This window comes from Candidatus Accumulibacter meliphilus, assembly GCF_036625345.1.
GTDB classification, from domain to species: domain Bacteria; phylum Pseudomonadota; class Gammaproteobacteria; order Burkholderiales; family Rhodocyclaceae; genus Accumulibacter; species Accumulibacter meliphilus.
In genome coordinates, this window is sequence record NZ_JAZKTZ010000003.1 from 453,225 (window position 1) to 472,208 (window position 18,984).

The 18,984-nt window shown below is 66.2% G+C and carries 15 protein-coding genes; 6 read left to right on the forward strand and 9 right to left on the reverse strand.

Translation table 11 applies throughout. The annotated features are described in order from the left end of the window. The first annotated feature begins 1 nt into the window (after position 1). The 3 genes from V5B40_RS08360 to V5B40_RS08370 are packed head-to-tail and all read left to right on the forward strand — an operon-like array spanning position 2 to position 4,457. Positions 2–2,173 carry an urea transporter gene (locus tag V5B40_RS08360; protein ID WP_332354062.1) on the forward strand — a complete coding sequence of 724 codons (2,172 nt, stop codon included), beginning with the start codon at positions 2–4 and terminating at the stop codon, positions 2,171–2,173. Beyond that, entirely contained in the window at positions 2,170–3,756 is a 1,587-nt protein-coding gene (locus tag V5B40_RS08365; protein ID WP_332354064.1) for an ATP-binding protein, read from the forward strand. Before V5B40_RS08360 ends, V5B40_RS08365 begins: the two co-directional genes overlap by 4 nt. Then, positions 3,753–4,457: a response regulator gene (locus V5B40_RS08370; RefSeq protein WP_332354066.1), complete on the forward strand. Its 705-nt coding sequence runs from the start codon at positions 3,753–3,755 to the stop codon at positions 4,455–4,457. Before V5B40_RS08365 ends, V5B40_RS08370 begins: the two co-directional genes overlap by 4 nt. 115 nt (positions 4,458–4,572) lie before the next feature. Here V5B40_RS08370 and V5B40_RS08375 read toward each other — a convergent pair whose 3' ends face one another. The 9 genes from V5B40_RS08375 to V5B40_RS08415 form a co-directional block, all read right to left on the reverse strand. After that, on the reverse strand, positions 4,573–6,144 hold the full coding sequence (locus tag V5B40_RS08375; protein WP_332354068.1) for a sensor histidine kinase: 1,572 nt from the start codon (positions 6,142–6,144) through the stop codon (positions 4,573–4,575). After that, positions 6,141–6,842, reverse strand: coding sequence for a response regulator transcription factor (locus V5B40_RS08380; protein ID WP_332354070.1), 702 nt, complete (start codon positions 6,840–6,842; stop codon positions 6,141–6,143). Before V5B40_RS08380 ends, V5B40_RS08375 begins: the two co-directional genes overlap by 4 nt. Positions 6,843–6,912: 70 nt before the next feature. Next, a complete protein-coding gene (locus tag V5B40_RS08385; protein ID WP_332354072.1) occupies positions 6,913–7,725 on the reverse strand; it encodes a spondin domain-containing protein in 813 nt (270 codons plus the stop codon). Positions 7,726–8,023: 298 nt separating this feature from the next. Then, positions 8,024–11,173 (reverse strand): efflux RND transporter permease subunit, encoded by a 3,150-nt coding sequence (locus V5B40_RS08390; RefSeq protein ID WP_332354074.1) that lies wholly within the window; start codon positions 11,171–11,173, stop codon positions 8,024–8,026. Positions 11,174–11,188: 15 nt separating this feature from the next. Then, the gene (locus V5B40_RS08395) at positions 11,189–12,232 is read right to left on the reverse strand and encodes an efflux RND transporter periplasmic adaptor subunit (protein WP_332354174.1); all 1,044 of its coding nucleotides are present in this window, start codon (positions 12,230–12,232) and stop codon (positions 11,189–11,191) included. Positions 12,233–12,473: 241 nt separating this feature from the next. Next, positions 12,474–12,896 carry a type II toxin-antitoxin system VapC family toxin gene (locus V5B40_RS08400; protein WP_332354076.1) on the reverse strand — a complete coding sequence of 141 codons (423 nt, stop codon included), beginning with the start codon at positions 12,894–12,896 and terminating at the stop codon, positions 12,474–12,476. Next, complete coding sequence (locus V5B40_RS08405) at positions 12,893–13,123, reverse strand: type II toxin-antitoxin system Phd/YefM family antitoxin (protein ID WP_332354078.1); 231 nt, start codon at positions 13,121–13,123, stop codon at positions 12,893–12,895. The genes V5B40_RS08400 and V5B40_RS08405 overlap by 4 nt, the downstream gene beginning before the upstream one ends. Before the next feature lie 273 nt (positions 13,124–13,396). Further along, positions 13,397–13,831 (reverse strand): type II toxin-antitoxin system VapC family toxin, encoded by a 435-nt coding sequence (locus tag V5B40_RS08410; RefSeq protein WP_332354080.1) that lies wholly within the window; start codon positions 13,829–13,831, stop codon positions 13,397–13,399. Beyond that, positions 13,831–14,064, reverse strand: a complete 234-nt coding sequence (locus V5B40_RS08415) for a type II toxin-antitoxin system Phd/YefM family antitoxin (protein WP_332354082.1) — start codon at positions 14,062–14,064, stop codon at positions 13,831–13,833. Before V5B40_RS08415 ends, V5B40_RS08410 begins: the two co-directional genes overlap by 1 nt. Positions 14,065–14,240: 176 nt before the next feature. Here V5B40_RS08415 and V5B40_RS08420 point away from each other — a divergent pair, with 176 nt between their 5' ends. Genes V5B40_RS08420 through V5B40_RS08430 form a run of 3 tightly spaced genes read left to right on the forward strand, consistent with a single transcriptional unit; the run spans position 14,241 to position 18,972 of the window. Continuing rightward, a complete protein-coding gene (locus tag V5B40_RS08420) occupies positions 14,241–14,384 on the forward strand; it encodes a hypothetical protein (RefSeq protein WP_332354084.1) in 144 nt (47 codons plus the stop codon). Between the two features lie 32 nt (positions 14,385–14,416). Continuing rightward, on the forward strand, positions 14,417–17,902 hold the full coding sequence (gene mfd / locus V5B40_RS08425; RefSeq protein ID WP_434735854.1) for a transcription-repair coupling factor: 3,486 nt from the start codon (positions 14,417–14,419) through the stop codon (positions 17,900–17,902). Continuing rightward, positions 17,899–18,972: a 3-deoxy-7-phosphoheptulonate synthase gene (locus tag V5B40_RS08430; protein ID WP_332354088.1), complete on the forward strand. Its 1,074-nt coding sequence runs from the start codon at positions 17,899–17,901 to the stop codon at positions 18,970–18,972. The genes mfd and V5B40_RS08430 overlap by 4 nt, the downstream gene beginning before the upstream one ends. The last annotated feature ends 12 nt before the right edge of the window (positions 18,973–18,984 follow it).

Below are 18,984 nucleotides of genomic sequence, written 5' to 3' on the forward strand. Positions count from 1 at the left end.
GATGCGCGCCCTGAGCGATGCCCTGCGCAGCTTGCTGGACGCCTATGGCGCGCTGTTCCTGGCGCGCCAGCGTCTGGTCGGCGCACTGGTCCTGGCGGCAACCCTGTGCGACCTGGCAACCGGCCTCTGCGGCCTCACCGCCGGCGTTGCCGCGCTGCTCACGCGCCGCCTGCTGCGTTTGCCGGCCCTGCCTGGCGACGCCGAGATCCTCAACGCCATCTACGCCGGCCTCGCCCTCGGCGCCTTCTACGCCAGCGAGCCGCGCCTGTTTGCTCTCGCCGCTTTCGGCGGACTGCTCGGCGTGCCACTGGCCAGCGCGCTGCGCCAGATGCTCGCCGGCCCCTTCGGCGCCCGCGGCCTGCCGCTACTCGGCGCCCCTTTTCTGTGCACCGCCTGGACCCTGCTGGCGGTAGCCAAGGGCATCGCCCTGCCCCTGCGCACCGTTTGGCCGGCGTGGCCGCTGCTCCCCGACTGGGTCCCAGGCGAAGCGGCCGCGACCGCCTTCTCGGCACTATCCAGTATCGGCGCCCTGTTTTTTGTTGCCAATCCACTGGCCGGCATCCTGGTCATGGCCGCGCTCCTCGTCGCCTCACGCATCCTGGCCCTGCTCGCCATCGCTGGCGGCCTTCTGGCGAATCTGCTGCTCGCCCAGTTCAGCACGACGCCGGTGCCGGGTCTGGCGCTACTGGTCACCTACAATGGCGCCCTGGTCGCCCTCTTTGTCGGTGGCCTGCTCGCCGTGCCGACGCGGCGGACGCTACTGCTTGCCGCCGGCGCCGTACTGGTCGCCAGCGCGCTCTCGGCCGGCATGTTGGCGCTCTCGGCAGGTGTCGGCGTGCCGCCTTTATCGGCGCCGTTCGTGCTTACCGTGTGGCTGGCCAGCGCGGCACTGCGTGCCGAAAGCAGCGCCAGCTGGGCGCGCTTCTGGCTGGCGCTGCCGGCCTGCCCCGAGGAGAGCCTGGTCAACGCGCGCCTGGCCAGCGCCCGCGGACTGGCCAGCGGCAGCACCGCACTGCTGCCGCCCTTCGCCGGCCGGATGAGTATCTCGCAGGCAGTCGACGGCGCCCATACGCATCAGGGCGCCTGGCGCTATGCACTCGACTTCGTGGTGCTGGTCGACGCTCAGAGCTATTGCCGTGCGGGTTCCCGGCTGAGCGATTTCCATGCCTTCAACCTGCCGGTGCTGTCCCCGGTCCGCGGCCACGTGGCAGCCATTTGCAACGACATCGCCGATAACCCGCCTGGCGAGATGAATCTGGTCGAAAACTGGGGCAATCACGTCCTCATCGACATCGGTGGCGGACTCTACGTGCTGCTGGCGCATCTGCGCCGGGGCAGCATCAAGCTTTCCCCGGGAGATAACGTGACACCCGGTGCGCTGCTCGGTCGCTGCGGAAATTCCGGCCGCTCGCCACAGCCGCACCTGCACATGCACGTCCAGCGGGGCGCGCGGTTGGGCTCGCCAACCGTCCCCTTTCATCTCGCGCACTGCCTGATCAACGGCCGGGAATATGCGCTTGACGGCCAAGCTCGCGAAGGCCAGACGGTCGAGGCGCTGACCGGCAATGACGCTCTGTCAACTGCCTTCGCGCCCCGACCTGGGCGCGAATGGTTGTTCAAATCCGGCGCCAAGGAGTGGCGACTGGCCGCCGAAACCGGCCTGCTCGGTGACACCCGCCTGGTCTCCTCCGCCGGTGGCAGCGTACTGGCCAGCAGCGCCCGCAGCCTGCTGGCGCTGCATCAACGACGCGGCTCGCCGGATATCCTGCTGGATGCCTTCGTCCTGGCGTTCGGAATGACGCCTTTTGCCGCACAAGCGCTGCGCTGGCGCGATGCGGCCGACGCTTCGCTGTTGCCGCTACCGCTCTCGCTGCGCCTTGCGCGGCGCTTGCGCCACCCCTTTGGTGCCAATCTCGACAGCCACTGCGAACGTCGCTGGGATGCCACTCGCCAACTCTGGCGTCAGCATTCACGGCACCGGCTGAGGACCGCCAGCGGTGAAATCGAAGCCGAGAGCTTTGGCTGGATCTCCGCAAGCCGCGGTCCGGTGGCCTTCTCGCTGGTGGTCGCCGGGCACACGCTTGCCAAAGCAGTGCTTGTCGGCTACGGCAATCGTGGCGATCATGGTGTCCCGGCCTGGTCGGCCGCCCTTCTGCAGACATCCACCTCATGATCCGCCTGACCATACAACGCAAGGTTTTCCTGGCCACCTTTGCCCTGGCGACGGCCATGGCCCTGCTGCTGACCCTGCTCATGCGCTGGAATCTCGGCGACGGTTTCGCGCGTTACACGAGCGCCGCCGAGCTGGCACGCCTCGACGGCACGATCAGCAACATCGAAGCCGAATACGCCCGGCACGGCAACTGGGATTTCCTGCGCGCGGCGCCGGAGCAGGTCTGGCTGCGCTTGTCGCGCCCACAGCGCGAGAGCAGCCCCGATCGTCAAGGGCCCGAGCGCGCAGCGGGCTTTCCAGCGGACTTTCCACCGGAGCGGCAGCCGCCGCCGTTCGGGCCGGGGCAGGAGCAAGATCCGGGACCCGCAGCCCGCGGCGAAGGACCGCCACGGCCAGCAACTGCAGGCCCGCCGCCGGACAGCGGAAACCTCGGCACGGGGCCGCGGCAGGGTCGGCCCAACGCTCGCCCGCCGTTCGACGTTCTGCGCGTTGGCCCGCGCCTGGCGCTCGTCGATGCCGAGGACAGGTGGCTGGCGGGAAGTGCCGCGGCAGGCGGCGTCGGCGCGACCCGGTCGATCGTCTATCAGGGCAGCGTTGTCGGTCAGCTGAGCTTGCAGGCGGCGCCATCCTCCGGAGACGAACTCGACGCCGCTTTCCTGGCCAGTCAGACCGAGAACATGCTTTTTTCCGGCCTGGCGGCGCTGGGCTTCTCGCTGCTCGCGGCCTGGCTGCTGGCGCGCCATCTGCTGGCGCCGATCGGCGATCTGGCACGCGCTGCGCGCCAGATCGCCGGCGGCGCACTTGATACCCGCATCCAGGTGCGCAGCGAAGATGAACTGGGCCAGCTGGCAGCCGATTTCAATGACATGGCCGAGCGCCTCGGCCGCGTCGAAGAATCGCGCCGGGCCTGGATCTCGGAAAGTTCGCACGAGCTGCGCACGCCTCTGGCCGTCCTGCGCGCCGAGATCGAGGCCATGCAGGACGGCGTGCGCACGCCCAACGCGGCAACGCTGGCCCGTCTGCACAAGCAGGTGCAGCAGCTGACGAAGCTGGTCGACGACCTGCGCCTGACCCTCGATCGCGAACCCGCCGAGGGGGCCATGGAACGTGAGTTGGTGGCCTGGGTAGCTCCGGTGGCAGTCCTCGAAGAGGCCATCGAGACTTTTCGTGAGCGTTACGACGCAGCCAATATCCGACTCGACAGCGCGCAGCTGGTCGATGCCGGCTGGCAGCTGCGCGGCGACGCCGGGCGCCTGCTGCAGGTTTTCGGCAACCTGCTCGAGAACAGCTTGCGCTATACCCATGCCGGCGGTCAGCTGAGGATTGGCGCGCGCGCCAGCAAGCAACAACTGCTTCTCGAATTTGACGACAGCGCGCCGGCACCGCCTGCGACCGCCCTGCCGCGCCTGTTCGAGCGCTTCTTCCGCGCCGAACCCTCACGCAGCCGGGCTTTCGGCGGCTCGGGCCTGGGCCTGGCGATCTGCCGAACCCTGGTCGAAGCGCACGGCGGCCAGATCAGCGCCACCCCATCGGCGCTCGGCGGCCTGAAAATCTGCATCGAACTCCCCCTGGAAAAACCATGAGCAAACGCATCCTGATCGTCGAGGATGAAACCGACCTCGCCCAAATCCTCGCCGAATACCTGCAGCGCGACGGTTTCGTCGCCACCACCATTGCCGATGGCCTGCTGGCGATGGCCGAGCTGCGCCAGGCGCCGCCCGACCTGCTGCTCCTCGACCTGATGCTGCCCGGCATGGACGGCATTGCAATCCTGCGCGAACTGCGCAAGACCTCCGAGCTGCCGGTGATCATGGTCACCGCGCGCACGGAAGAAATCGACCGCCTGCTCGGGCTCGAACTCGGCGCCGACGACTACATCTGCAAACCCTACTCACCACGCGAGGTGGTCGCCCGCGTCAAGACCGTCCTGCGCCGCGCCCAGCCGGCAAGCGCTGCAAGCGCTGCAAGCGGCAGCGCAAGCGCAAGTGGATCGCTGCTCGAAATCGACGCCGACACCATGCAGGCACGCGTCGCCGGCAAGAACCTCGAACTGACCCCCAAGGAATTCAGGCTGCTGCAAACCCTGGCCGCCAAACCGGGACGCGTCTTCTCGCGCGCACAACTGCTCGACGCCCTCTACGCGGACAACCTCGAAGTCTCCGAACGCGCCATCGACAGTCACCTGAAAAACCTGCGCAAGAAACTTGCCCCGGCTTTCCCCGACGAGGAGCCGATCCGATCGATCTACGGCGTCGGCTTCGCTTTCGAGTCCTTCGCGTCGTGACAGCAGCCGCGCGCACGACTGCGGCAGCGCCAAGCCGGTAATCCGGGGCCATCCGCTGATCGGCCCATCGCCCCTCGTGGGAGAGGGGTCAGGGGGAGCTGCGGCTGACGACACCCTAAATCGCCTGCGCCTGCGCCTGCGCCAGCGGCAGCGCCAGGCAAAGTCGCGTGCCGCCGCCCGGCGACGGCAACGGTCGCAGGCTGCCGCCGTGCAGCGCGGCGACACGCTGGGCGATGGCCAAGCCGAGGCCGCCGATGCCGCCACTGCTGCGCCGCAGCGGCGGGTCGCGCAGCGACTGGCCATTTTCCAGGCGCAGCCATACTTCTTCGGGCAGACCGCCGCCGCCGTCCTCGACGGTGATCCGCGCCAGCCCCTTATCCTGGCTGAGGCTGACGCGCACCGGCGCAGCGCCAGGGGCATGGCGCAGGGCGTTGTCGATCAGGTTGGTGAGCGCGCGCTCGACGAGCTGCAGGTCGCCCTCCAGTTCAAGCCTCCCCGGCGGTTCGCCGGCCAGGGTCACCGGCGGCGGCCCGCCGTTGACTTCGAATTTCTGCACCGCGTCGGTCACCAGTTCGTCGAGCCGGAAGCGCTCGCGATGCAGCAACTGGTCGCTCGATTGCAGCGCCGCCAGTTCGAAAAGCTGCTGCGACAGGCGCCGCACCTTGTCGCTCTGCGCCAGCGCCGCGGCCAGCACACGCTGGCGCTGCCCCGGCTCGGCCAGGGCCTTGCCGGCCAGCGCTTCGAGATGGCCGTGCAGGGCGGTCAGCGGCGTGCGCAAATCATGCGCGACGCTGGCCATGGTTTCGCGATGCGCGCTCGCCTGTTGCTGCTCGCGGGCGGCCTGGGATTCGATGCGTTCGGTCATTTCGTCGAAAGCGGCACCAATGGCCTGCACTTCATCGCCAGCGCCCGGCGACGAACTGCGCCCGACTGCGGCGGCATGCAGGGTGTGCAGGCTGTAGTCGCGCATGCGCCGGGCGAGACGATGCAGCGGCTGCGTCAGCCGACGCAGGGTAAAGGTACCGACCGCCAGGGTCACCAGCAGACCCAGGCCGGCGACCAGGGCGGTACTCTGCCAGACGCGGCCCTGGCTCAGTTGCCCGCTGACCGCTTCGCGCGCCTGCCCGTCGAGGACGATGTACAGGTAGCCCGGCGGGCGGCTGTCGCCGGCACGCGGCGGGAACATCGCCGCGCTGAAGATGCGCGCCAGGCCCGAACCCATCGGGTCGCTGCCGCGCAAGGGCAAGGCGGCGCCGCCAAGGAAGGCGCGCACCGGCCGCAGGTCGACCTGCTCCTGCTGCACCATGCCGGGATCGCCGATGTAGGCCTGGACGCGGCCGTCGGCGTCAAGCACGTAAACCTGGATGCCGGGGTTGACCACCATCAGCATCGACAGCAGCGCGTCGCGCGCCGCGCGGTCGGCCTGGTCGCGGTCGGTCACGGTAATCTCGGGCCAGTGTTCGACGATGTGCCGGGCCAGTCCGTGCGACAGGCGTTGCAGCGACTCCTGCTCGTCCTCGGCAGCGACGTGCCAACCGAGGACGCCGACCAGCGCCCCGTAGGCGAGCAGGAGCAAGGCCATGGTCATCGTCAGGCGCGAGGAAAATGAACGCCGCAAGCGTTCCGTACGCGGTGTCCGCCGCGCCGAGTGGGCAGCGTCGCTGCGCATCTTGTTTCCCCCACTCATGGCGAAGTCGCTTCGAAGCGGTAGCCGACACCCCAGACGGTGACGATGCGCCGCGGGTCGCGCGGGTCGTCTTCGATTTTGGTGCGCAGGCGGTTGATGTGCGAGTTGACCGTGTGCTCGTAGCCGTCGAAACCGGCACCCCAGACGCGCTGCAGCAGTTCACCGCGGCTGAAGGCGCGGCCCGGGTGACGGGCCAGGAAGTGCAGCAGATCGAACTCGCGCAGGGTCAGCGCTACGACGGCGTCGCCGCGCAGCAGTTCGCGGCGCACGGTGTCGAGGCGGAAAGGGCCGAAGCGCAACTCCGACGCCAGCGCCGGCGAGGCGCGCAATTGCTCGATGCGGCGCAACAGGGCGCGCACCCGGGCGACCAGTTCGAGCATCGAAAACGGCTTGGCGAGATAGTCGTCGGCGCCGAGTTCGAGACCGAGGACGCGGTGCGCCTCGGCCGAACGCGCGCTGAGCATGATCACCGGCACGTCGGCGTGGCGGGCGCGCAGATGGCGGCAGACATCCCAGCCGTCAGCACCGGGGAGCATCAGGTCGAGCAGCACCATGTCCCAGCGCTGGCGGTCGATGGCCGCCATCGCGCGCAGTCCGTCGGACTCGCGATGCAGGCGATAACCGGCCTCTTCGAGGTGCAGGCGCAAGGCGCCGGCGATGGCGTCATCGTCCTCGACGAGCAGCAGCTGCTCGTTCATGCGACTAGCGGCGCGGCGGCAAGCTGACGCAAACGCCGGAGCACGACGGGAAGAGCGCCGGCGCTCGCTTTCACACGGGCGAGAGAGCCGACCCGGCGCTCTGTTTGCGGCGCTGGCGGCCGACCCAGCCGATGGCGAGCAGTCCTGGCAGCATCAGTGCCAGGCTTTCGGGCTCGGGCACCGCCTGGAAGCTGATGCGATAGACTTCGCTGCCAGTGGTGAGGGCGCTGGTGAGCACGTAGCCGCCAGCCGTTTCCTGCCCGTTGAAGGCCGTCTGCAGTTTGGCGAAATCGACGCCGACGACCCCATTCTCCGCGCTACGGTCGGTCGCGACGCTGCCGACAACGAAGGCAGCCGCCGCGGGATCGAAGGTTTCCGATCCGGCGTCCCAGATGTCGCCAGCGTACTGAACGATCGAGGTAATCGCGAGCTGGCCGGCGGCGTTGAACAGCCGGTATTGCATCGGCGAATCATTGCCGATGAAGTGATCGTTGCTCGGCAAGACCATGGCGGCAAAGGTGAAAAAAGGGTTGCTCGTGGCGTCGACCATGAAAGTCGCACTGCTGCTCGCACCCGGCAGCAAGGCACCACCGATCGTGCCGCGGGTCGCATTCGGTTCGGCGGCAGCGAACGCCGCCTGCCATTCGCTGCCGCCACCGAGTTCGGCGACGGAAACAATCTCGGGGCCGGCCGCCTGGCCAATGTTGAAAGAATCGAAACTGCCGCTGCCGAAACCGACGTGCAAGGGTGCAAAACTGATGCCGGTCGCCGGAACGAGGTTTTCAATGGTCACCTGAATCTGTGCAGCGCCGGCGCTGGCGCAAAAAGCCAGCGCGGCAGCAGCGGCGGCAAGGCGGAAAGGTATGGCAAGACGTTCGTGCATCAGGGTTCTCCTCGAGGAAAGCGTCAGATGGGAAATCGAGCCGGAAAACCCGAGCCCGCACGAACGATGATAGGAAGCGACCCTCACCAAGTCCTCATGGAATGATCACGCAGCGGTGAACACTTGCTTTTCCTCCCTGCAGGCCGACGGAGGCATCGTCAGAGGGAAGTCAAGGAAAGCACAGAGCCCAGAGTATCCCCGCCACCGACAGCGGCAGTCAATCAGCGAATTCTGGCCGAGCACGCCGATGCCTTGCCGCTCCCGCTACCGGGCACAGGGCTCTTGGGGGCTACTTGCGCTACCTGACTGCGCTCCGCCCACGCGCCAGCAGTCGGCGCAGCAGCGGGCCTCCCGGGTGGGTCTTGCGTTCGCGCATGAACGCCAGGTAGAGCAGCGGCACGGCGAACAGCGTCAGCGCCGTCGAGAACAGCAGCCCCCAGACGATGCTCGAAGCGACCGGCCCCCACAACAAGCTCTTGCCGCCGATGCCGAAAGCCAGCGAGAACAGGCCACCGATGGTCGTCGTGGTGGTGATCAGGATCGGCACCACGCGCCGCCGACCGGCCTGCACCAGGGCGTGCATGCCGCCCATACGCCTTGTCCGCTCGTTGGCCGCATCGATCAGGACGATGGCCGAGTTGACGCCGATGCCGGTCAGCGCGATCACTCCGTAGAGCGTATACAGCGACAGCGGATTGCCCGACAGCGCCAGCCCGAAAGCAACGCCGGTGAAGGCCAGCGGCACGGTCACCAGGATCATCAGCGGTTGCCAGTAGCTGGCAAACTGTGCGGCGAGAATCAGGTAGATCAGGCCAATTCCGAGGAGGAAGAGCATCTTCATCGCATCGAGGCTCTCCTCGATGTCCTCCAGCTCGCCGGAAAAATCGAGGCTGACGCCGGGATGCGCGGCGCGGATCTGGTCCCACTCACTGGCGATGATGGCGTTGGCCGCGGCGGTATCGGTGAGCGTCTTGTCGAGGCTGGCTTCGACGGTGATCGTACGGCGCAGGTTGTAGTGGCGGATGAAGCCGCGACCCGGCGCGATTTCTTCTTCGACGAGCGCGCCGAGGCGGCTGATCTGGCCATCCGGCAGGGCGATCGGCTCGTTCAGGAAGGTCGCCGGGTCGAGGCGTTTGGTACGCTCGGAACGCACGCGCACCTCGATCTTGTCGCCCTCGTCACGCGTAAAAGCGACCACCTCGCCGTCGACGGCAATGCGTACCTGCCGGGCCAGTTGCGCGGCGTTCAGCCCGGCCTTGGGCAGGGCGTCGCGGTCGAGACGCAGGCTCAGCTGCGGGCGACCGGGGACATTGTCGTCCTGCACGTCGCGCGCGCCGGGGATTTTGGCGGTGATCTCCTTGAGCGCGTCGGCGGCGGCCTGCAGTTGCGCGAAATCATCGCCGCGCACCTTGACGCTGATCGCCTTGCCGGCGGGAGGACCGCCCGAGAGGACGGTAAAGCTCTTGCGCCCGAGACCCGATACCGCTTCGACGCTGGCGCGCATGGCCTCGACCGTCGCACCAACATCGCGCGCGCCCTTGCTCATTGGGTTGAGCGAAACGATCACCTGACCGTAGGGGTCACCATAGAGCGGCTCGGTGTCGGTGAACTTGACGCCGGCGTTGGCATAGACCGAGCGTGCCTCACCACCCGGCCCGACGCCATTGAGCTGGCTGCGTACCACCTGCTCGACGGCCCTGGTTTCGGCCAGCGTGTCTTCGAGCGTCGCCGTCGCCGGCATGTCGACGTTCACGTAAATGATCCGTATCGGATCAAAAGCGAAGAACTGCACGCGAATCACACCGCTGGCCACCAGCGCCGCGGCGGCCACCACCGCGGCCAGGGTCAGCGCCGCGAAGCGCTTCGGCCGGCGCAGGGTGTACGCCAGCGCCTGGCCGTAGCGCAGGCGAATGCGGCGATTGAAGCCGTTGCGCCAGACTTGCAGGCGTGACGGCCGGTCGAGATGCAGCCTGGTGACGACGATGTGCACCGGCATCATCCAGAAGGCTTCGAGCAGAGAGATCAGCAAGGCCAGGGTGACCACGAAGGGGATAATGAACATGAACTTGCCGACGATCCCCGGCAGCAGCATCAGCGGCAGGAAAGCGGCCATGGTCGTTGCCACCGACGCCAGCACCGGCGCCCAGACTTCGCCGATGGCGTCGAGGCTGGCTTGCAGCGCCTGCTGGCCGCGTTCGATGCGGTAGTAGGTCGCTTCGACGATGACCACGGCGTCATCGACCAGCAGGCCGAGCGCGATGACCACGCCGAGCAGCACCGAGACATTCACCGTGTGCCCCATCGCCGCCAGCAAGGCGAAAGTGCCGAGCAGCGAAAACGGAATGCCGAGCGAAACCAGCACGCCGATCTTGGCGCCGAGGAACAGCCAGCACACCGCGAGCACCATGATCACCCCGTACAAGGCGTTGGTCTGCATAACCTGGATCGCTTCGCGGGTGGGAATCGTCTGGTCGTCGGCGAGAGTCATTTTCAGGCCGCGGCCGGCAAGTACGGCGTTTTCCTCGGCAATGAAGCTGCGCAGACGGTCGACGAGTTCGAGGGTGTTGCTGCCGGCTTTCTTGTTGATGGCCAGCGAAATCGCGTCGCGGCCGTCAGTCGACGAGTACTGCGTCGCCGGCGCGCGCGCTCTTTCGATGCGCGCCACCTCGTCGAGCCGCGCCGAAACACCGGGTCGGGACGACGACATCACCGGCAGCGTCGCCAGCGACTCGGGGTCGGTGAGCACGCCCTTGATGCCAACCGACCAGGCGCTGCCCTGCCCTTTCAGCGTGCCGCCAGAAATATCGCGATACCAGTCGCGCACGCTGTCGGCGATGTCGGTGCTGGTCAGGCCGCGCGCCGCCAGGGCCTGTGGATTGGCACTGATCAGCAGCTCCGGGTCGCGCAGGCCGGAAGCGATGACCGAGTCGACGCCGCTCATGCGCTCGAGATCGCTCTTGATGCGCCGGGCGTTCAAACGCAGCGTCTCGTCGTCGGCCTGCCCGACAAGCAGAATCGATGCCGTCGGAAAACCGTTCGAGGTGGTGATCTCCATCACCAGCGGATCCTTGGCCTCGGGTGGCAGCTCGGACTTGGCCTTGTTCTGGATTTCGCGACGCAGGTCGTTCATCCGCTTGTCGAAATTGCGCTCGGAGATCTCCCGGAAGCGAACCAGAATCGTCGAAATGTTCTCGCGCGACGTCGACACCACGAAGCGCACGTCGGCAACACCTTTGATGCCATCTTCGAGGGGGTTGGTGACCAGCCGCTCGACTTCCTCGGCACTTGAACCGGGCAACGCGGTAACGATGCTCACCCAGTTGAAATTGATTTCCGGATCCTGCTCGCGCGGCATCGTCAGGTAGCTGAGCAGACCGAGCATCAGCACCACCACGAAGGCGACGTTGGCCAGGGGATGGTTCGAGATCAGCGCACGCAGCAGCTTCATGGTCAGCGGGACAGCCTACTCGATCGCCGTGCCGTCTTGCAGCGTCGCCTGGCCGCGCACGACGACGCGCGTCTGCGCCGGTAGCGCGACCGCCGTCGCACGCCCCTCCTGCGCGCCGGGCAAGGCGACGAAGCGGGCGACCTTGTCCTGCGCGACGAAGACGCCGATCGCCTCACCGCGGCGCACCAGCAGCGGCGCCGGCAGGTAGGGCTGCGGATCGGACCACAGCAAACGCCCGTCGCTGCCCACCGGAACGGGAGGCTTGGCCGCGGCGCCGGCCGCGAAACCGAGGCGGACTTCCTGCGTGCGCGCCGGCGCCGACACCGTACCACCAACGCGCAACAGGCGTAGCGGATAGCTCTGCCCGCGCGTCTCGAAAACCAGATCGCTCGCGCGGCGCAGTCCGGCGACATCGGCCGGCGCAATATTCGCGCTCACTTCGGCGGCACCGGTTTCGGCGATCACGTAAAGCACCGTTCCCGGCACCACTGCCTCACCGGTCTGCGCCAGCCGCTCCATGACGCTGCCGGCGAAAGGCGCGCGCAGCGTCGCCTTCGCCAGCTGACGTTGAGCGACCGCCAGCTGGGCCTGTTGCGATGCCCGTTCGCTGCGCATCAGCGCCACTTCGGTTTCGCGCTGATGCAGCGCTTCCTGCGAGAAAAACCCCTGCCTCACCAGCGCCTGCGAGCGCTTGAGCTGCTGTTCGGCCTGCTTGAGCCGCACCAGTGAAGCATCCACGGCCGCCTGCGCCTGCGCCACCGCCAGCCGGAAATCGACCGGGTCGATCACGACCAGCACTTCGCCCTTTTTTACGGTGCTGCCCGCTTCGGCCGTCCAGCGCAGCACGACTCCGCTGACTTCGGCCGACAGCTTCGACTCGTTGCGCGCCATCACGCTGGCCGCCAGTTCGCGCTGCGGGTGGATGACCACTTCACTGAGCGCTGCGGTCTCGATGATCACGGCAGCGGCTTTTGTGGTGGCGGGCGTGCTCTGCGCGTTCGCCCGCGGTGTGACGGCGAGAGGCAGGAGGAGGACAACCACCAGGGTGGCAATCAGCATCGCGGGCAACCGCGATGCTCCAGGGGGCCGCCCGCGCCGAACGAGCCAAGTAGTCTGTCGCTGCACGTCAATCAGTCTCATGTGCTGCCGCCATATCGGCTTCAATGAATGGCGGCATGAGCGCCAGCGCAAGGAGCGCTTGCCTGTCGCGAGTTGCCCCCGAACTGGCGCGTAGCCCTCCGCGCTACCCCGTGCCGGTGACCCTGATCGGCCGCCTGATACTGCCTGGTAGCGCCGACGCTCATGCAACATCGACCCGCCCTATGCCCAATAGATCAGCCGCCTCGCATAGCCGTCGGTCGATACTGGCCAGGCGGGCATTCAGGCGACGAGCAACGGCCAGGTGCAGCGCATCTCCGGCGCGCAAGGCGGCTGGCGTCGCGATAAGGACCGCCGCTGTGCGGAAATCGCCGGGTTCGATTTCCACCAGCCCGAGTTTGCCCGAGGCAAAACGCTGGAAATTGACCAGCGCCTGCTCCCCGGTCGCGACGTCGACGGCCCCGGTTCGCCGCTTGATGCCGCCGACGCTTGCCATCTCGGTCAAGGTCCAGGCGGAAATCATCAACTTCTGTTCGCGTACGCTCTCCATCCAGCCAACGAGCGCACCTGCATTGGCTTCGCGAAAGAAGATCGCCGTCAGCAGCGAAGAATCGAGATAGATCACAACAAATCCTGCTCGCGCATCTCGGCGACGCTCAAGCCCCCGCTCTCAGGAGCAGCAGCAACCCACTCGCGCAAGTCCGACCAGTCGAAAGGCATCGACCGCGGCTCGGCCACCAGGCGGGCCACAGGTTTGCCACGTCGAGTGATAAGGACCTCCCCGCCGGCCTCGACCTCGGCAATCAGTGCGGAAAGCTGCGATTTCGTATCGGCAATCGTCGCGGTCTTCATGGTTCAGTCGCTGTAAAGTGGTCAACTCGGTCCACATTTTTGCGCTTATTGGTCATCTTGTAAATGGCTGTCATGTGATGGTAGCGATTCAATACCGTGTTTGGCCCCGTAGCGCTCATGACGTCGCGTGACTACGATCCTGCCTGCCCGGCTCGACGCGCAACGCTCAAGCGCTGCCCAAGCTTGGCCGCAACGCGAACAATAGGGGTCTGACCCCTATTGTTCTCCGACAACACTCACGGGCTTCAATGGCTGGCGCCGATTGTTGGCGCCTCAGGGTTCGATACCCCTGCTGGCGTGAACTTTGAGTAGCCTGGCGGCAGCCAGCAGCCCTTCGTCCAAAGTGTAAAGCGTTGTTGCGCCATGGTTGCTGGCGATGGCCAAATGCAGCGCGTCGCCAGCTCTCAAGTTTGTCGCGAAGTGCTGGATGTACCCTTTGGCAAGCTCGTAGTCCGCCGCGCCGGGAACAAGCACCTGGCAGGAGCCAGCCACCATGTCATCAAACTGGCCGATTGCCTGCAACGCCTCCGCCTGCGCCATACCTCCCATCCTGAACTCCCGAGCGATGAGGCTCGCGAACTCGACGCGGGTCCACTGGCTGACCTGCAAGCTGCCAACCGGGAGCGTCACAAAGAACGCCTCGATCTTTTCACTGGTCGCTTCCTCGAGGATGAGCGGCGCCAGGAAGCTGGTGTCGAAATACAACATCAAAGACTCTCGTCGCGCATTTCCCGCAGAAGTTCTGCACTCGATTTTCGCCAGTGCGGCATGTGACTGCGAAACTCGGCGAGAGACTTGATCGGCTGTTTGGGCTTCTCGACGGAGGAGATACGAGCAACAGCCTGGCCCCGGCGGGTGATGATGACTTCCTCGCCAGCCTCGACCTGGTCGAGCAAGCGGCTCAAGTGGGTCTTTGCGTCAGCCAGTGTGACCGTAGTCATTGCATTGCTCCTGCTGGTCATGTAGTTGGTCACATAATAGCGCCAATCCACGTCGCGGCACGCAAACGTGGATCGCCGCGCCGCAGACCGTCGCAGTGGTTTCGTCCGCCTTCGTCCGCCGTCGTCAGCAAGCAGTCCTCACGCTGCACGGATCGTCGCCTGCAACGCGCGCGCACGTGCGCCAGACTGCCTATGTCGTCAAGACGCTGCGCAACCGGCCAGCGCTGCTGGATCGAGTGAGGGCGCTTGCCGCCGCTGTCCACTTGCCGATCAGTGCCGACCTGCAGGCGACGCCGGCGCTGCCGGCTGATCGGCTATAATCCCGCCCTTTCACTGCCTTGCCGTGAGCCGCCTGCGCAGTTCACCCCAATACAGAAATCAGAAATCGAGTCGCGAGTCGCATTCATTGTCCTTACCGCTTTCCCGCTCGCCGCTGCCCAAAGTCGGCGAAAAGCTTCAGTTTCCCTCCTTTGCCGGCTCGGCCGACGCACTGCTGATCGCCCAGGCGGCCACTGCCGCCGGCCCCGGGCAGCGCATGCTCGCGGTACTCACGGCCAGCGCCGCCGATGCGCAGCGCCTACTCGTGGAAATCCCGTGGTTCGCGCCTGATCTGCGCATCCGCTTGCTGCCGGACTGGGAAACGCTGCCTTACGACAGTTTCTCGCCGCATCACGATCTGGTTTCCGAGCGTCTGGCGACGCTCTATGCAGTCATGCGCGGCGAGTGCGACGTGCTGCTGGTTCCTGCCGGAACGGCGGTCTACCGCCTTACTCCGCCGGCCTATTTGGCCGCCTACACCTTCTTTTTCAAGCAGGGCGAGCAACTCGACGCCGAGCCATTCCGCGCGCAGCTGACGCTGGCCGGCTACGCGCACGTCACGCAGGTCGTGGCGCCGGGCGAATACTCGATCCGCGGCGGCATCGTCGATCTCTTCCCGATGGGCTCGCAACTGCCGTACCGGCTGGATCTCTTCGCCGACGAAATCGAAAGCATCAAGACTTTCGACGTCGACACGCAGCGCACGCTCTATCCGGTCCCCGAAATTCGCCTGCTGCCAGCGCGCGAGTTTCCCCTCGACGACAAGGGCCGCACGCGTTTCCGGCAGCGTTTCCGCGAGATGTTCGAAGGAGACCCCGGCAAGTCACGGATTTACAAGGATGTCTCGAACGGCGTTGCGGCGGCCGGCATCGAATACTGGCTGCCGCTGTTCTTTGAAGAAACGGCCAGCCTTTTCGACTACCTGCCCAGGGAGACGGTCCTCGTCCTGCACAAGGACGTGCCCGAGGCGATTCGTGCCTTCTGGCGCGAAGCGCAGTCACGCTACGACATGCTCTCCGGCGATCGCAGCCACCCGCTGCTCCGGCCGGCAGAGCTCTTCCTCGCCGAGGAACAATTCTTTGTCGCCGCCAAATCCTACGCCCGCGTGAACCTCGCCGCCGGCACGGACGGACCCGCACAACAACTGCCACCGCTGGCCGTCGACCGCCGCGCCGCGAACCCGCTGCACGTGCTGAAGAGCTTCATCGAGCACTTCCCGGGCCGCGTGCTGCTGCTCGCCGAAACCGCCGGACGCCGCGAAACGCTGAGCGAGCTGTTGGCAGACTACGCTCTGGCGCCGAGCGCGAGCAGCGACCTGGCCGCCTTCCTGGCCGCCGACAGCAAGCTCGCCCTGGCCGTGGCGCCACTGCACGACGGTTTCCAGCTCGCGCAGCTGGCGATCATCACCGAAGCCGAGCTCTACGCCGACAGTCCCTCGCGGCGCGCCCGCCACGCGGCACAGCGCAAGGCGACCGTCGATAACTGGCTGCGCGACCTCACCGAGCTGAAAGTCGGTTCGCCGGTGGTCCATGAGCAGCATGGCATCGCCCACTACCAGGGTCTGATTCACCTCGACCTCGGTGAAGGCGAGATGGAGTTCCTCGAACTCCACTACGCCGGCGACGCCAAGCTCTATGTGCCGGTGGCGCAACTGCACGTCATCTCGCGTTATTCGGGCGCCGACCCCGACGCGGCACCGCTGCACGCACTCGGCTCACCACAATGGGAAAAAGCGAAACGGCGCGCGGCGCTGCAGGCCCGCGACACGGCCGCCGAGTTGCTCGCGCTGTACGCCCTGCGCGCCGCACGCCAGGGGCACGCCTGCGAGTTCAAGACGCACGATCACGACGCTTTCGCCGACGGCTTCGGTTTTGAAGAGACCGCCGACCAGGCAACGGCGATCGCGGCGGTGATCGAAGACATGAAATCCGGCCGGCCGATGGATCGCCTGGTCTGCGGTGACGTCGGCTTCGGCAAGACCGAAGTCGCCCTGCGCGCCGTCTTCTGTGCCGTCGCCGGCGGTCGGCAGGCGGCCATTCTCTGCCCGACCACCCTGCTCTGCGAGCAGCACTTCCAGACTTTCAACGACCGCTTTGCCGACTGGCCGGTAAGAATCGCCGAGCTGTCCCGCTTCAAGACCAATGCCGAAGTGGCGCAGGCGCTGCGCGAACTGGCCGAGGGCAAGCTCGACATCGTCATCGGAACGCACCGCCTGTTGCAGAAGGACGTCAAGTTCAGCCGCCTCGGGCTGGTGGTCATCGACGAGGAGCACCGCTTCGGCGTCCGCCAGAAAGAGGCGCTGAAAGCGCTGCGCGCCGAAGTCGACGTGCTGACGCTGACCGCGACACCGATCCCGCGCACCCTGGCGATGTCGCTCGAAGGCCTGCGCGACTTCTCGGTCATCGCCACCGCACCACAGAAGCGCCTGGCGATCAAGACTTTCGTCACCCGCTTCTCGGACGGCATCATCCGCGAAGCGCTACTGCGCGAATTCAAACGCGGTGGGCAGGTGTATTTCCTGCACAACGAAGTGAACACCATCGAGAACATGCGCAGCAAGCTCGAAAAGCTGTTGCCCGAAGCACGCATCGTCGTTGGCCACGGCCAGATGAAAGAGCGCGAGCTGGAGCGCGTAATGCGCGACTTCACACAACAACGTGTCAACGTCCTGCTGTGCACGACGATTATCGAAACCGGCATCGACAACCCGCACGCCAACACCATCGTCATCAACCGCGCCGACAAGTTCGGCCTGGCGCAGTTGCATCAGCTGCGCGGTCGTGTCGGCCGCTCGCACCACCAGGCCTATGCCTACCTGCTGACGCACGACGATGCGGTGCTCAACAAGCAGGCCAGGCAGCGCCTGGAGGCGATCCAGATGATGGATGAACTGGGCGCCGGTTTCTACCTGGCGATGCACGACCTGGAAATCCGCGGCGCCGGAGAAGTTCTCGGCGACAACCAGTCGGGAGAAATGCAGGAAGTCGGCTTCAATATGTTCACCGAGATGCTCAACCGCGCCGTCGCGGCGCTCAAACAGGGCAAGGAGCCGGACCTCTTGCAGCCGCTGGCGATCGCTACCGAGATCAACCTGCACACCCCGGCGCTGCTGCCCAACGACTACGCGCCCGACGTCCAGCAGCGACTGGCGCTCTACAAGAGGCTGGCCAACTGCACGACCGGCGACGATATCGCCGATCTGCAGGAAGAACTGGTCGATCGTTTTGGCGAGCTACCAGCGCAGGCCCGTGCCCTGCTCGACAGCCACCGCCTACGCCTGCTCTGCAAGCCGCTCGGGGTGAGCAAGCTCGACGCCACTGGCGAACAGATCGTCGTGCAATTCGAAGCCGAACCGCCGATCGACCCGATGTGCATCATCAATCTGATTCAGAGGGACCGCAACTACCGTCTCGCCGGGCCCGACAAACTGCTTCTCAAGCGCCACTGCCCAACGCTCGCCGACCGCGTCGCCGCGGTCAAGGACATGATTCATCAACTTACCCGTCTGCCAAAACCATGACCCATTTCGACATTGACAACATCAACGTCAGCGCCTTTGACGCCATGCCTTCACCCGAGGAAATCCACGCCCGCCTGCCGCTTTCGCCGGCCGCCGCTGGCCTGGTGATGAACGGTCGCGAGGTCCTGCGCAATATCCTCGACCGCCGTGACCGCCGCCTGTTTGTCGTCCTCGGCCCCTGTTCCATCCATGACCCGATCGCCGGCCTCGACTATGCGCGCCGCCTTAAGGCCCTGGCCGACGAGGTCAGCGAGTCGCTGTACCTGGTGATGCGCGTCTACTTCGAAAAACCGCGCACCACGACCGGCTGGAAAGGCTATATCAATGACCCGGACATGGACGATTCCTTCCGCGTCGATCAGGGCATGCAGAAAGCCCGCGAGTTCCTGCTCGAGATCGCCGAAATCGGCCTGCCCGCCGGTACCGAGGCCCTCGACCCGATCTCGCCGCAGTACCTCGGCGATCTGATCGCCTGGACAGCCATCGGCGCGCGCACCACCGAGTCGCAGACGCACCGCGAGATCTCGTCCGGCCTGTCCACTCCGGTGGGCTTCAAGAACGGCACCAATGGCGACGTCGCCATTGCCATCAACGCCATCCTTTCCGCCTCGCGGCCGCACAGCTTCCTGGGTATCAACGGCCAGGGACGCACGTCGATCGTGCGCACGCGCGGCAATCGTTACGGGCACCTGGTCCTGCGCGGTGGCGACGGTCGCCCGAACTACGATACGGTCAGCGTGCAGATGGCCGAGCAGGCGCTGCTCAAGGCCGGCTTGCCGAGCAATATCGTCATCGACTGCTCACACGCCAACAGCTACAAGAAGCCCGAGTTGCAACCGCTGGTGATGGCCGATGTGGTCAACCAGGTGCGCCTGGGCAACCAGTCGCTGGTCGGCATGATGGTCGAGTCGAACCTCGTCGCCGGCAACCAGCAGATCCCCGAAAATCTGTCACAGCTGAAGTACGGCTGCTCGGTCACGGACGCCTGTGTCGACTGGGCAAGTACCGAAAAAATGATCCGCGACGCCGCCCGCTTGCTGCGCGAGGTTCTGCCGACGCGAGGCCACTGACCTCGCAGCCAA